The sequence below is a fragment of the Deltaproteobacteria bacterium genome (assembly GCA_009929795.1).
In the GTDB taxonomy this organism is placed as follows: Bacteria; Desulfobacterota; Desulfovibrionia; order Desulfovibrionales; family Desulfomicrobiaceae; genus RZZR01.
Map to the genome: position 1 here is coordinate 1 of RZZR01000070.1, position 13,359 is coordinate 13,359.

Consider the following 13,359-nt stretch of genomic DNA (forward strand, 5'->3'; position numbering starts at 1 on the left):
CGCTGGTTCAGGGACAAATACTGCCACAAGCACGACATCGCCATGGACGCAAGGTCCGGGGCCTGTCCACACTTCGAGCATGACTAGGGGTCAGACATGACCGACGACCCGTCAATGGATTCCCACATTCAAGCCTGCCGGGGTCGGGTGCTTTTGCTGTGCGCCTATCTGGCCAGCGCGGAGCAGCCGCCCTTGTCCCTGGTCGAATCACTGACCACGGGCCGATGCCAAGGCTTTTTGCGAATGCACCATCTAAGCGACTTGAGAGGTTTCACCATGTCCCGACCTAAAGAATATCGAAAAGACCGTCCGACCAACGAACCGTCCAGGCCCAACTTGAAGGGCGAAATCATAAGCGTCTGCCTGGACCTGTTAGGCATCCTTGACGCCGAGGAAATCGACAGACGCCAGGGGCGGGCAAAAATCAACGAACTGCTGGCAATCGCACGGGAGGTGGGCCGATGAAGTCCGACGAACTGCGATCCCTGGCCAACGATCTGCGAGCCGTTGCCCTGTGTCTGACCGGACCAGGTGCGCCCGAGACCAAGGTCGCCGCGCCTGGCGTTATTCTCCGGGTGGTCGAGGTCCTGGACCAAGAGGCTAGGCGCCAACGACGACCATGGTGGAGGAGATTATGGACAAGATAACCCATTTCTGCCCGCCTGCTGTCAGGCCATTTGATGAAGTTTTCGCGACTGGCCTTTGCCCGTTCTGCATGGCTGAAGCAGTCCGAACCGACCGAACAATGAAACCCTATCGGTCAATGGTCTGCACGGCCTGCGGCCAACGCTGGACGACTGTTTCCGTCAATCTCATCTGGCGTGATTGTTTCGAGCAGGCCCATGTCATCGAAGAAATCCGAGGCCAGTTATCCAAACTTGCTACATAAAGCGCCAATACTGGATTGCCGTTCGGGATGGTTCTGCTATTATGGGAACCATCTTGAACGTCAACCGGGAGAAATCATCCATGGATAGAAAAACATTTATGCACGAACTTGCACGAACACAACCCGAAAGCGAAGTTGCCTCGCGTGCGCCTGTTGACGATGCACGCGCCGGATTGATTGCCGGGGCATTGAACTCCAGAGGGACCGACGCCAGTTCTGGCGCCTGGGGCGAAACCCTGCGTGGTGCTTTGGTGGCCTTGGGCCTGCGCCATGAGGACGTCGAACGAAGTGACATCAAGTTGTTTCGGCGCGCAATGTCATCGGCTACATTTCAAGCCGCTTTGGCATCATCCGTTCAAAATTTCGTAGTAAAGCCGGGAGTCATCAGGGGCGCCTGGTCTGCACTATGTCGCGAACAAGAAATGCCCGACTTCAAAGAGCAGGAAATTTACCTGCCGAGCTTTCCGGCCCTGTTTTTGAAACCCGAAGGCCATGAAATCCAAGAATCGGACGCCGTGTCAGAAAAGACATCGGCCAGCATGAAATCATGGGCGAGGGTCTATTCGCTTATTTTCGCCGGGGACAGCATGGACGTTTTGAGCCTGCCCGCCATCGGTCAAGGCATCGCATCGGCTGTCAACGCGACCATCAACGCCAGGCTGGCCACGGTCCTTGAATCTGCCGACCTGGCAGAGACATCCGGGTCCATGGACGCCACGGGCCTGGGGGCGGGCTTTCAGTCTCTACGCGACCAGACCGACCAGGCCGGTAATGATCTGGGCCTTGTCCCTGCCGCTATCGTCGTCCCATCGACCTCCGAGGTGGCGGCCCGAACTCTCATGGCTGGCTGGCCTGGGGCGCCCAAGGTGGTGGTCCTGCCCGGCCTGGCTGCCGGATCTTTCTACGTCGCTTCCGACCCGCTCCAGCAGGCCAGCTTTGCCATTCTGACCATGGGCGACTTGACTCCGGAAATTTCAACGAGGCTGGATTTCAGAACGGACATCCTGAAAATCAAGGTAATAACTCATTTTGAGATTGCCCAGACATCCGTCAAGGGCGTGGTGCGGGTGAACGCATGAACTTGAAATCACTCTCAACCGACGAACTGCTCAACCTGGCCAGCAGAGCCACCAGGGCCGACGACATCAACCGCCTTTTGGCGGGCCGGTCAAGTAAGGTGTCAACGAGCATCCGCTCGTTCTCATAAAGGCCGCACTGAGCCATGGATCAGTGCAAAACTGTCTTCTCTAGGACAGTTCTCCGCCAGGAGGCCCGCCGCAAGGTGGGCCTTTTGGTTTTTTGCGCGGGGTCCTCCTGGGGAATATCGCTATCTCGGGTCAAAGAGCGCGCGACATTCCGCTAGGTATAATTTTTTTTCAACGGTTCCATGCGCATAATGCGCAATAGCCAAAAGGCCGTTGCTGACGGCCTGACGCTCTGATACAGCCACGGAACGCCTTTTGTCGTGGTTTTGTATTCCGACCATGTTTTCATGGTCGGAAATTGCGTATAGATTTTTTCGATGGAAAGCATTGATTTTATGCGCATGATTACCATTTCAATTTTCACCACAAGATTGGCGTGCTTTCCGCGCGTTCTATGACCCGACAGAGCCACAGGTCGCCGGAGGACCCGAAGAAATTTCTGCCCATCTGCATCTGGTCGTCCTGGCCGGTCCCACATCTCAAAAAAGTGGGACAGGAGTGGGACAGAAATTTCAGAAACAAAAAAGCCCTTACTGCTTTTCGCTGTAAGGGCTTGATTTTTCTGGTGGGCCACCAAGGAATCGAACCTTGAACCTCCGGATTAAGAGTCCGCTGCTCTGCCAATTGAGCTAGTGGCCCGAAGTTGCGCCTTTGGTGCCGCGCAACGTGGTTGGCTACCTATTGAACTCTGATATGCGTGTCAAGGGTCAAAAAGGGCTTGCGGAATTTTTCGGCTGGATACAGAAGAAGGGCCATGCAGCGACTGACAATCATTATAGCAACCCTAGTGCTCGTTTTCGGCTGGGCTTTGGGTTTGCAGGCCGAGGTCGATCTGGCCCGGCCCGACGAGATGCCCGAGGTGGAAATCCCGGTCTCCTTGGCTCTGGAAGTGTTTCGGATGGACCCTGTTCCAGAGTCTGGGCCGCCCATCGTGGCTGTGTTGTGGATCGATCCGGATTCTGGGTGGCACACCTACGCCAACGATCCCGGACCCGGAGGGTTTCCCACTGTGGTCACGGCCAGGCTGGAGCCCGACGGCCTGGATATCGTTCCGATCTATCCATCTGGACAGAGAAAGCCGGAAGTCTACGATTCTTCCATCCTGTCCAATGTTTTCGAGGGGCGCACTCCGGTTTTCCTGCCGATACCCGTTGTCCCGGAGGACGGGATCGAGCTCCGAGCTCAAATCCGCATGCTCATGTGCACCTCCACGACCTGCCTGCCGGTGGAGGAGGAGGTCGCCCTCAATTTGGGTCAGCCATATTTTTCTCTGGCCGTGGCCCAGGGCCAGGATTGGTGGCCAGTGTGGGAGCGGTCGGCACCGGGCGTCGAGAAGAGGCCTGACGGATTCTCCGAAACGGATGCCCCCCGGGAAACGATAGACCCGACGGCCCTGAATATCGAACCCAGGTTTTTTTCTCCCGGGCTGGAGGTCCGCTCCATGGGCAAGGCGGCCGTCTTCGCCTTTCTTGCCGGACTGATCCTCAACTTCATGCCCTGCGTCCTGCCGGTCATTACCCTCAAATTGAGGTCCTTCATTCCTGTTGTCGAAGGAAGCCAAACCCGGCAGATGCGTTCCTTTCGGGAACACAATCTATTTTTCGCCTTGGGTATGCTCATATACTTCATCATTTTGGCCGTGGTCATCGCCATGACCGGGATGGCCTGGGGAGAGATTTTCCAGCAGCCGGTGGCCATTCTCGTCCTGGCGGCGGTCATATTTGCCCTGGGGCTGAGCCTGTTCGGAGTCTACAATCTGCCGATCATCGATCTGAAGGCCGGGGCATCGCATCATCCTCGGATCGAATCCCTGTTCACCGGCATGTTGGCCACGATTCTGGCCACTCCGTGCAGCGGTCCCTTTCTTGGAGGGGTGTTGGCCTGGGCACTGATTCAGCCCCCAACGGTCATTGCCACGGTTCTTTTCTGCATAGGCCTGGGCATGGCCAGCCCGTACATGACCATGGCCGTTTTTCCGGGCATGTACCGGTTCCTGCCCCGCCCCGGCAACTGGACCGTCCATCTGGAACGTATCCTCGGGTTCGTGCTCATGGCCACCTGTGTCTATCTGGTGGGCCTTTTGCCTTCCGAAGACATCGTCGAGGTTTTGATCCTCTTTCTGGCCATCGCCTTGGGGGCCTGGATGTGGGGCAATTGGACCTCTCTGGCGCAGAGCGCTTTCAAACGGTGGACCATTCGGGGGGCGGCCTTGCTCATGGTCGTCCTGACGGTTTTCGTGCTTTTCCGGCCTGAACCCATGGGCCAGGCCTGGAGGCCGTTCACGACCCAGGAGTTTCTCGATCGCCTTGGCCGGGAACGGATTGTCCTGGATTTCACGGCCGACTGGTGCCCCAACTGCAAGTTTTTGGAAAAGGCCGTGTTGACTCCCGGTCGACGGGCGGAATGGGAAAGGCGCTACGGAGCGATTTTTTATCAGATCGATCTGACCCGGGAAAACGACGCGGGATCGGAGCTGCTGGCCATGCTCGGCAGCCGTAGCATTCCGGTGGTGGCCCTTTTCTCCGAGGACCGTCCGAAGTCCCCCCTTGTACTTCGGGACCTGTTTACCACCGGCCAGATAGAAGAGGCCCTGGCCGCGGAGTTTGGGCCCAAGGCTCAGTCGGGTCGCAGGGAGTAGTCCATGTTCCGGCGTCGGGGGGTGAACCCGGCCCGGGAGATCAGGCGTTTGAGCTCGTCTTCGGCCAGACGGAATCGGACCCCTGCAGCGGCGACGACGTTCTCCTCGATCATGGTCGAGCCGAAGTCGTTGGCCCCCCAGATGAGGGCCAGCTGGCCGATCATGGGTCCTTGGGTGACCCAGGAGGCCTGGATGTTGGGAATGTTGTGGAGAAAGAGGCGGGAAAGAGCCAGAAATTTGAGATACTCCGCGGAAGAGGCCTCGGGATGGTCGATGCGGGTGTTGTTCGGCTGAAACGTCCAGGGAATGAAGGCCGTGAAGCCGCCTGTGTCCTCCTGCAGGGAGCGGATGCGCTCCAGGTGTTCAAGCCGTTCTTCGATGGTTTCGCCATGGCCGAACATCATGGTCGCCGTGGTCTTGAGGCCAAGACCGTGGGTGGCGCGCATGACTTCCAGCCAGGCCGAGGTCGAGCATTTGTTGGGGGAAACCCGGTTTCTGACAGCGTCGACTAGGATTTCCGCCCCTCCGCCGGGAATGGAGTTTAGCCCGGCATGGCGCAGTCGGTCGATTATATCGACTGGAGACAACCCTGTTTTTCGGGCCAGGAAGTGGATTTCCGGGGGCGAAAAAGCGTGGATGGCCACTTCGGGAAAGGCTTCCTTGATGGACCGGAGCATATCCGTGTAGAAACCGAGGTCGAGATCGGGGTGCATCCCACCCTGGAGCAGGATCTGGTACCCGCCGAGTTCGACGGTTTCGCCGACCTTGGCCAGGAGTTGCTCCCGGGAGAGAACATAGGCCTCGGGATGGCCTTGGGGGCGGAAAAAGGCGCAGAACCGGCATTCCGAGACGCAGATATTGGTGTAGTTAATGTTTCTGTCGACGATATAGGTCGCGATGGGTTCCGGATGCAGGGCCGTGCGCTTGGCATGGGCCAAGCGACCGAGTTCGAACACGTTGGAGGATCGCCAAAGATCCAGAGCCTGGGAGACGGTTATGGTGTCGTTCATGGATGTGAATAGGGAGAAAGGTTTGGAATTCGGACCACAGTTTGTGAAGAATGAGGAACTAGCCGCCCTCCTCAGGGAGGTCAAGACAGTGGCCGTACTCGGAGCCAAGGACAAGCCGAGTCAGGCGGTGGACAGGGTCGGCCGGTATCTGTTGGACCATGGGTTCACGGTCGTTCCCGTGCACCCGGTGCGCACAATGGTCTGGGGCCTGGAGGCCTACCCCAGTCTTGGAGAGGTGCCCGGGCCCATTGATCTGGTCGACGCCTTCCGGGCCGCGGTCCACTGCCCGGGCCACGTGCGGGAGGCCCTGGCCCTGGCCGTCAGGCCCCGTATCTTCTGGGTTCAGTCGGGCATCATAAGTCCCGAGGCAATGTCCTTAGCCAAGGAAGGCGGCATGGTCTATATTGAAGATCGATGTCTGATGGTCGAGCATGACCGGTTGCTTCGGGAGGGTTGGCTGTGAATGAACTCGAGAGGCTGGAGGCCGAACTGGAGGCGGTATTCGTCTGCCAGCGTTGCGGTGCTTGTTGCCTCGGCCAGGGCGGTATCGTCGTCGGCCTGGCCGAACAGGAACGCATCTGCGCCTTTCTCGGCCTTTCCCTGGTCGAGTTTCTGGAAACATATGCCGTGGAACGGCGGGGAAAAGTCGAGATCGCCGTCAACGACATGAATCAATGTGTTTTTTTCGGCCCTTCAGGATGTCTGATTCATCCCGCCAAACCCGATGTCTGCAGGGCCTGGCCCTTTTTTCGGGGCAATCTCATGGACCGCGACAGTTGGAAGATGGCCCAGGACGCCTGTCCCGGCTTGATCAGGACCGCGTCTTTCAAGGAGTTCTCCCGTCTTGGACTCCGCTACCTGCAGTGCAGGAAGTTGGTCCACGTTGGGCGGGACGAGGCCAACGCCCTGATCGTCAGGGACATCGAGGTCTCCTTCATGTCCGGAAACGGTGAAGAGGAATGAGTCTCGACCTTCGACGGGCCTATGAAGTTCTCGGGCTGAAACCCGGGTCCGGACGGGAGGAGGTCAAGAGCGCCTACCGGAGACGGGCCTTCAGTTTGCACCCCGATCTTCATCCTAATGATCCCGATGCCGGTCGAAAGTTTAACGAATTGAACCGGGCCTACGTAATCGTCAAGCATCATCTCCGGATCGGATCGAGTTCCCCGGGCAAAGACTCCCGCCGTGAGCCTTCCGGAGAGGCCAAATCGGGTTGGCGCAAGGCCGGCCCCGAGCATGGAGAGAAAAAGGCCGGATCCGAACGTCCGGCCGGATCGGCTCCCAACGGGAGTACCGCGGATCAGGAACGTGTCATGCGGGACATTCTGAACGATCCCTTTGCCCGGCAGGTCTTCGAGGACATTTTCCAGAAGATCAGGCGCGACGGTGGCCGTCCTCCGGTAGTTCCGGCTGTCGAGCGAAAAAGACTTCGCCTCGGCTTTCGGAACATGGGCGTTGATCTCGATCTGAGTGATGGCCTGTGGAGCGGCGTCAAGAATTGGTTTCACGGGCATCTGGACGATCATCAGACCGTTCAGCTCCCGCCCGGGAGTCTTTTGCCCGGGTCAACAGTCCATCTGACCCTACGATCTGCCCTTGGACAGCCCAGGACCATGAAGGTTGTCCTTCCACTCAATTACGTTGTCGGCCGGGAGGTCCGCCTCAAGGGCCAGGGTCGCCGCCTTGGACCCTGGAAGGGCGATCTCTACGTTCGTTTCCTGGCCAGATAGTCAGAAGATTTTGTCCAATATGAGGTGGGAGGCATACCCGGCCGTTCCAGCCAGAAAAAAAGGGAACACGGCCGTGGGTGGAGTGCCATAGAAGACGACCGGCAGGGAGGCCACGGCCAGGGGAACGCCTAGCATGGCCCAGCCCGAATGGGTCCAGCCCCGGTGACGCCCGACGGCCGGGAGCATGGCCAGGAACCCAAGGACCGCAGCCCACCGAAATTCTCCAAGTGCCATGAGCACCAGATCGACGGCGATCAGGACAGGGTAGAACAAGTTCTGCCCCTTGGAGTCCGTGTCCACATCCGGAAAAAGTCCCCCGAGCACTCCGGCCACGGCCAGACCAGCGGCTTCACCCGGCCCGGGGCGGAACATGTCCCCCCAGGCTAGGCCGACGCCCAAGGCTCCGGCCGCAGCCAGTCCGCCCAGGATGTGAGACCTGTATCCCGGCACCGCATGCAGCCTAGAACATTTCCTTCTCGTTTTCCTCGATGGTCTGCTCGATGGATCGGCGGAGCTCCTCCGGAAGCCCCATGATGTCGACGTTCAGAAAACCCCGGACGATGGTCGACGTGGCTTCATCCTCGTCTAGACCCCGGGCCATGAGGTACTCGATCTCTTCCTGGGCGATCTTGCCCACGGCCGCCTCGTGGGAGAGTTCCACGCCGGTGACCGAGCCTTCGAGTTCGGGGATGGCGTGGATGATGCCGTTGCCGAGGATGAGGCCCTTGCATTCGAGATGCCCCCTGGCAGGAACGGCGTTGCCGATGATGTGTCCCCGGGCGATAATCTTGCCGCCGGTGGTGATGGTTCTGGAGATGATCTCGCCCCTGGTTTCCGGGGCGTTGAGGACGATGCGATTGCCTGTGTCGATGTGCGATCCCTCAGGGGCGACGATGACCGAGTTGAACCTGCAGACGGCCCCTGCACCGTTCAGAAAGATGGTGGGATAGGAGGTCACCGATCCGACTTTCTTGAGCAGGATGTAGTTGTTCAGAAATACCCCGCCCTCCTCGACAATGCCCACGGTCTTCGGGCGGACCATGACCTGTTCGCCCCAGTTGTGGACCATGGTGAAGGTCAGCCGGCCGCCTTTCTTGATGTAGAATTCGGAGATGCCCAGGTGCAGGGCGGACTGGACCGATTCGGAGGTCGTGCATCCGGTGATGATGTGGACGTCCGAGTCTTCCTCGACGACGACGATGTTGTGGACGTTCTGGCCGACGTTCTCGCCTTTGATGAACAGGCAGGATTGGACGGGTTCGTCGATCTTGGCCCCCTTGGCCGTGCGGATGAAATAGCCCCCGTGAAGGTTCTGGTCGGCCCGGCGTGTGATCTCGTCCTGGTTCCGGTCGATGGCCCGCCAGTAGTATTCCGGGAGCCCGTCGTATTTTTTCAGGGCCTGTTTGATGCCCAGGATCTCAACTCCCTTTTGGCGGGAATGGCAATGGGCGTTGGAGTGATCGATGTGCAGGAAGGATCCGCTTCTTCCTTTTTCCTCGATATCCACTCCGGCCATGAGCAGGCGCCGGCGGTCTTCATCCGAGAGCTGTCGGAGGTCTTCCAGAGGAGCGCCGTCCCGGCCCGTGAATTGGAACTGGTCGAAGTCGAGTTTTGGATCGGCCTGTTCCCGGGGCCGCATTTTGGTCAATTCAGACATCTGATGCACTCCTTGTATCCGAACTTGCTGATATGATCGAGGATGTCCCTGGGCCGGGTCGGACGGTTGTCGCAGCAGAGAACGCCGTCGAACATGACCTGGCCCCGGTCGGCGTTGACATAGTCCAGGATGTATCCGGTATGGGTGATGATCAGGCCCGAAGTCTTGGGCCGAATGCGTCGGAGTTCCTTCATGCTCAGGCCGGGCTTGGGTTCCTGGTCTCCCTGCAAAAGCATGCGGGCCGTGTTGCCGATGAGGGCCATATTTTCCATGTCAACTCCGGACTCGGGCTCGTCGAACAGAACCATCTTGGGCTGTTGGGCCATGAGTTGCAGGAGTTCGGAGCGTTTGATTTCACCGCCGGAGAATCCGGAGTTGATGTCCCGGTCGAGGAATTTGTCGAAGTTGACCTGCCTGGCCATGCGTTCAACATCGACTTCCCGGTCCCGGGCGCACATCTCCACAAGATGCTTGGTTTTCAGCCCGTGGATGGTCGGGGGGCGTTGGAAGGACATGCCGATTCCCAGCCGGGCCCGCTCGTAGCTCGGCAGATCGGTGATGTCCTGATCCATGAAGATGATCCGTCCCTTGGTCACAACATACCCGCTGAATCCCATGATGGCCATGAGCAGGGTGGTTTTTCCAGATCCGTTGGGTCCGAAGAGAATGAAGGTTTCCCCGTCGTTGATCTCGAGATTGATGCCCTTGAGCACTTCCTTGTCGCCGATGCTCACGTGCAGGTTTTCCAATTTCAGCATGGCGCGTTCCTTAGCTGGGTTGAGGGTTGTTTCGGAGGTTCGTCAGATAAGACAGGGGCAGGCGAAAGTCCAGACGGCCCCTATGAAAATTGTCCAGTGGCGAAGAAGGAATCCAGCCGCGTTTTGAGGCGTCGTGAGATCCTGGCGCGCAACCGAACGAGAATGGCCGAAACCAGATCGGCGGCATGTTCAAGCCGTTCGAGATGCCCGGAGTTGTCGACGATCAGTCCGCAAGACTGGTACTTTGTCTTGGCCGAAAGATGCCATGATTCCATGGCCGCGATGACCTCCGGAGACCACCCTCGGGACTTCAACGCCGCCAATCGCTCGTTCTCCGGCCGAAACACTCCCAGAATCAGATCGAAGCGGTTTTTGTCCAGATGCCTGGACTCCGCGAGCAGGGGAATTTCGGCAAAGATCACCCGGTCCTTGGACCGGCTCGCAAGGTAGGTCTCCAGGCCGTGCGCCACCAGGGGATGGATCAGTCCCTCCACTTCCCGGCGCAGACCGGGCTCCTCGATCATGGCCTGGAAGAGCTTTTGACGGTCCACCTGGCCGTCGTGTTCCTCCAGAAATCGGGAACCATACGATCTTCTAAGCATCTCCCAACCGTCCCCGTCCTGGCGGTAGAGGTCCCGGACATGGTCGTCGGCACTCCAGACCCTTTCCCCCTTGGCAGCGAGGGCTGTGGCCAAAACGCTCTTCCCCGATCCAGGCAGGCCGGTCAGGGCGACGACCATGGGTTTTCGCTGCAAGAGAAGCAAGACCCGCATGAAGTCCTGAGGCGGAGGAAGGCGGACGTCGATGGGCGATCCGTCGAGCGGGTGGTCCAGTCGGACATGCCAGGCGTGGAGGAGTTGGCGGACGACAAGTTTGCCCAGAAGGGGATGATTTCCGGGAATGACGGAACTCTTTGGGCCGTAGACCCTGTCTCCGAGAATGGGATGACCGATGTGGGCCAGATGGACCCGGATCTGATGGGTCCGTCCGGTGAAAATCCTGACCCGCAGGAGGGCATGGCCGTTTCCGGGAGGAGACCAGACATGCTCCCAGGTGGTCAAGGCCGGCCGGCCGCCCTTGGGGACCACGGCCATTTTGGTCTTGATCTCTGGGTGCCGGCCAAGAGGGAGTTCGATTCGTCCTCGATCGGGTCCCGGCCGGCCGTGGACCACGGCCAGGTATTCCTTCTCGACCGACCTGGCCGCGAACTGCCTGGCCAGGGCCAGCCTAGCGGCCTGGGACTTGGCCACGACCAGGACTCCGGACGTGTCCTTATCCAGTCGATGGACAATGCCCGGCCGTTGGTCCCCAGGCTTGGCAAGGGCCGGGAAGGCGAAGGCCAGTCGATGGGCCAGGGTCGGTTCGTCGATTCCCGGGGCCGGATGCGTACAGAGGCCTGCGGGTTTGTCGATCACGGCCAGATCGTTATCCCCCCACAGAATGCCGAGCGGGGTCGGATCAGGTTCCAGAGTCCGGCCTTGTGGAGACGGGGGAGCCTCAATGAAAACCCTTTGACCTGCCTTGAGTCTGTATCCGGGTTTTAGGCAGGGCAGGCCGTCCACCGTGGCCAGGCCGTCTTTGATCCACGTCTGGATTTTGGACCGACTGGTGTCAACACGGCCGGACATGGCCATCAGGGCCGTATCAAGGCGCTTCCCTTCGAGACCTTCGTGGACGGTGAAGGTCGGTTCAACCGGTGTGGAGTGACTCATCTGCTGGCATGTGTCTCGCTTTGGCGACTTCGGGTTCGGCGCAAAGCCCTGGAACACTCATTCAAGGCTTCGAGCCGGTTCCTGTCAAGACGTCCGAGTGTCATTGGGACTGGAAGTGCTTGAAACGCGCTGAACTTTCATGTAAAATCACAACAAGCGCCTTAACCACGGATTCATTCCAAGGAGGAGTCCATGTCCCGCTCTCCGCTTATCAAGCAGGCCTTCCATCCCAAAAGTGACGATTTTTTCCAGATTTTTAGGTCCTTCGCCCTGAAGATGGAAGCCCACGGCATGCCGGCCATCGTTATCAACGTCTTCAAGTACTACTTCGATCAGCTTCTTTCAGGTTACCAGGGAAAACTTTCGGAGCATGACATCGAGCCCATCGCAGACGAGGACATCGAACATTATGAAAAACTCGAGGAATACCGAGAAGTCGGCCAAGATGCCATGGACATGCTGGCCATCGTCAAGTTGAACGGCGGATCGGGCACGAGCATGGGTCTGACCAAAGCCAAATCCCTTCTTCCTGTGAGGCGTGGACAGACCTTCCTGGACATCATCGTTCGACAGGTGGAGGCTATGCGCGAACGGAACGGGACCACGGTCCCCCTGCTGTTCATGAACAGTTTCAGTACACACACCGACACCATGCTGGCCCTGGGAGACTTTGACAATGGAGAGACCCGCATCCCCCTGGCTTTTCTCCAGCACAAGTTTCCCAAGGTACTACAGAAGGATTACTCTCCGGCCACTTGGCCCCAAAATCCAGAATTGGAGTGGAATCCTCCCGGCCATGGGGACATCTTCCAGGCCATGGTCACTTCGGGAGTGCTCCAGAAGCTCTTGAAGGGCGGCTTCAAGTACGCTTTTATCTCCAATTCCGACAATCTGGGCGCGGTCATGGACGAGCGTATCCTTGGATACATGGTCGAAAAGGATCTATCCTTTGTCATGGAAGTCGCCAGAAGAACCCATGCCGACCGCAAAGGCGGCCATTTGGCCAGATCCCGGAACGACGGCAGGCTCGTTCTTCGGGAAATCGCCCAGTGCCCCGAGGACGAGATCGAGGATTTCCAGGATATCGAACGCTATTCGTTCTTCAATACCAACTCGATCTGGGTCGATCTCCAGGTGCTGGAAAAGGTATTTGTCTATCACGGTATGATGCCTCTGGATATCATCGTGAACAAAAAGCACCTCGACCCCAGGGACGAAACATCCCCCGAGGTCTATCAGATCGAGCGGGCCATGGGTTCGGCCATCGCTTCGTTCAGGGACGCCGCAGCCTTGGAAGTTCCGCGGGCCAGGTTCGCCCCGGTCAAGACGACCAACGACATCCTAGACGTCATGTCCGATAACTACATCATCTCCGACCGGTTCAATGTCGTGCCAAATCCGGCCAGGACCTTGCCGCCTATCCGCATTGATCTCGATCCGGTCTATTTCAAGAAAATTGATGAATTCCAGACTCGTTTTCCTGTCGGGCCGCCGTCCCTGATCGAATGTGAGTCCTTGAAAGTCCGGGGCGACGTGGTCTTTGCCGGACAGATGCCGCTCAGAGGTCACGTTGAGATCGTGAACGAGACATCAAGACAGGTTCTGGTCACGGCTGAAATGCTCGAACGAGCCGACTATCATGTTCGTATCGAATGAGTGCGAGGTTGACGACCTCCAGCGGCCCGGCTAGACAGGGCCGCTAGTGCGGAGAGATGGCAGAGTCCGGTTGATTGCACCAGTCTTGAAAACTGGCGTGGCTT

The 13,359-nt window shown here is 58.5% G+C and carries 15 protein-coding genes and 1 tRNA gene; 9 read left to right on the forward strand and 7 right to left on the reverse strand.

Translation table 11 applies throughout. The features are described from left to right. The first annotated feature begins 96 nt into the window (after positions 1 to 96). The 4 genes from EOM25_08800 to EOM25_08815 all read left to right on the forward strand — a co-directional run bounded on the left by EOM25_08800 (position 97) and on the right by EOM25_08815 (position 1,968). Positions 97 to 465: a hypothetical protein gene (locus EOM25_08800; protein NCC25282.1), complete on the forward strand. Its 369-nt coding sequence runs from the start codon at positions 97 to 99 to the stop codon at positions 463 to 465. Then, positions 462 to 647 carry a hypothetical protein gene (locus tag EOM25_08805; GenBank protein ID NCC25283.1) on the forward strand — a complete coding sequence of 62 codons (186 nt, stop codon included), beginning with the start codon at positions 462 to 464 and terminating at the stop codon, positions 645 to 647. Before EOM25_08800 ends, EOM25_08805 begins: the two co-directional genes overlap by 4 nt. Beyond that, positions 635 to 889 carry a hypothetical protein gene (locus EOM25_08810; protein NCC25284.1) on the forward strand — a complete coding sequence of 85 codons (255 nt, stop codon included), beginning with the start codon at positions 635 to 637 and terminating at the stop codon, positions 887 to 889. Before EOM25_08805 ends, EOM25_08810 begins: the two co-directional genes overlap by 13 nt. A 422-nt stretch (positions 890 to 1,311) precedes the next feature. After that, on the forward strand, positions 1,312 to 1,968 hold the full coding sequence (locus EOM25_08815; GenBank protein NCC25285.1) for a hypothetical protein: 657 nt from the start codon (positions 1,312 to 1,314) through the stop codon (positions 1,966 to 1,968). Between the two features lie 280 nt (positions 1,969 to 2,248). Here the strand turns inward: EOM25_08815 and EOM25_08820 are convergent, their stop codons facing one another. Together EOM25_08820 and EOM25_08825 are read right to left on the reverse strand one after the other, a co-directional pair. Beyond that, the gene (locus EOM25_08820) at positions 2,249 to 2,668 is read right to left on the reverse strand and encodes a hypothetical protein (protein NCC25286.1); all 420 of its coding nucleotides are present in this window, start codon (positions 2,666 to 2,668) and stop codon (positions 2,249 to 2,251) included. Next, positions 2,658 to 2,733 (reverse strand) — tRNA-Lys (locus tag EOM25_08825). Before EOM25_08825 ends, EOM25_08820 begins: the two co-directional genes overlap by 11 nt. A gap of 115 nt (positions 2,734 to 2,848) precedes the next feature. Here EOM25_08825 and EOM25_08830 point away from each other — a divergent pair. After that, the gene (locus EOM25_08830; GenBank protein ID NCC25287.1) at positions 2,849 to 4,732 is read left to right on the forward strand and encodes a protein-disulfide reductase; all 1,884 of its coding nucleotides are present in this window, start codon (positions 2,849 to 2,851) and stop codon (positions 4,730 to 4,732) included. Here EOM25_08830 and mqnC read toward each other — a convergent pair. Next, complete coding sequence (gene mqnC / locus EOM25_08835; protein NCC25288.1) at positions 4,711 to 5,742, reverse strand: dehypoxanthine futalosine cyclase; 1,032 nt, start codon at positions 5,740 to 5,742, stop codon at positions 4,711 to 4,713. The genes EOM25_08830 and mqnC overlap by 22 nt on opposite strands. On the opposite strand from mqnC, the gene EOM25_08840 reads away from it, so the two are divergent. Genes EOM25_08840 through EOM25_08850 form a run of 3 tightly spaced genes read left to right on the forward strand, consistent with a single transcriptional unit; the run spans position 5,741 to position 7,472 of the window. After that, positions 5,741 to 6,205, forward strand: coding sequence for a CoA-binding protein (locus tag EOM25_08840; GenBank protein ID NCC25289.1), 465 nt, complete (start codon positions 5,741 to 5,743; stop codon positions 6,203 to 6,205). The genes mqnC and EOM25_08840 overlap by 2 nt on opposite strands. A 26-nt stretch (positions 6,206 to 6,231) precedes the next feature. Continuing rightward, entirely contained in the window at positions 6,232 to 6,705 is a 474-nt protein-coding gene (locus EOM25_08845) for a YkgJ family cysteine cluster protein (GenBank protein ID NCC25290.1), read from the forward strand. Continuing rightward, complete coding sequence (locus EOM25_08850; GenBank protein NCC25291.1) at positions 6,702 to 7,472, forward strand: molecular chaperone DnaJ; 771 nt, start codon at positions 6,702 to 6,704, stop codon at positions 7,470 to 7,472. The genes EOM25_08845 and EOM25_08850 overlap by 4 nt, the downstream gene beginning before the upstream one ends. Here the strand turns inward: EOM25_08850 and EOM25_08855 are convergent, their stop codons facing one another. From EOM25_08855 to coaE, 4 genes are all read right to left on the reverse strand, one after another. Continuing rightward, positions 7,473 to 7,922 (reverse strand): hypothetical protein, encoded by a 450-nt coding sequence (locus tag EOM25_08855; protein NCC25292.1) that lies wholly within the window; start codon positions 7,920 to 7,922, stop codon positions 7,473 to 7,475. Between the two features lie 10 nt (positions 7,923 to 7,932). Continuing rightward, positions 7,933 to 9,111 (reverse strand): SufD family Fe-S cluster assembly protein, encoded by a 1,179-nt coding sequence (locus tag EOM25_08860; protein NCC25293.1) that lies wholly within the window; start codon positions 9,109 to 9,111, stop codon positions 7,933 to 7,935. 5 nt (positions 9,112 to 9,116) lie between these two features. Next, positions 9,117 to 9,887, reverse strand: a complete 771-nt coding sequence (locus EOM25_08865; GenBank protein NCC25294.1) for an ABC transporter ATP-binding protein — start codon at positions 9,885 to 9,887, stop codon at positions 9,117 to 9,119. 80 nt (positions 9,888 to 9,967) lie between these two features. After that, a complete protein-coding gene (gene coaE / locus EOM25_08870) occupies positions 9,968 to 11,599 on the reverse strand; it encodes a dephospho-CoA kinase (GenBank protein NCC25295.1) in 1,632 nt (543 codons plus the stop codon). A 192-nt stretch (positions 11,600 to 11,791) separates the two neighbouring features. Here coaE and EOM25_08875 point away from each other — a divergent pair, with 192 nt between their 5' ends. Continuing rightward, positions 11,792 to 13,255 (forward strand): UTP--glucose-1-phosphate uridylyltransferase, encoded by a 1,464-nt coding sequence (locus EOM25_08875; GenBank protein ID NCC25296.1) that lies wholly within the window; start codon positions 11,792 to 11,794, stop codon positions 13,253 to 13,255. The last annotated feature ends 104 nt before the right edge of the window (positions 13,256 to 13,359 follow it).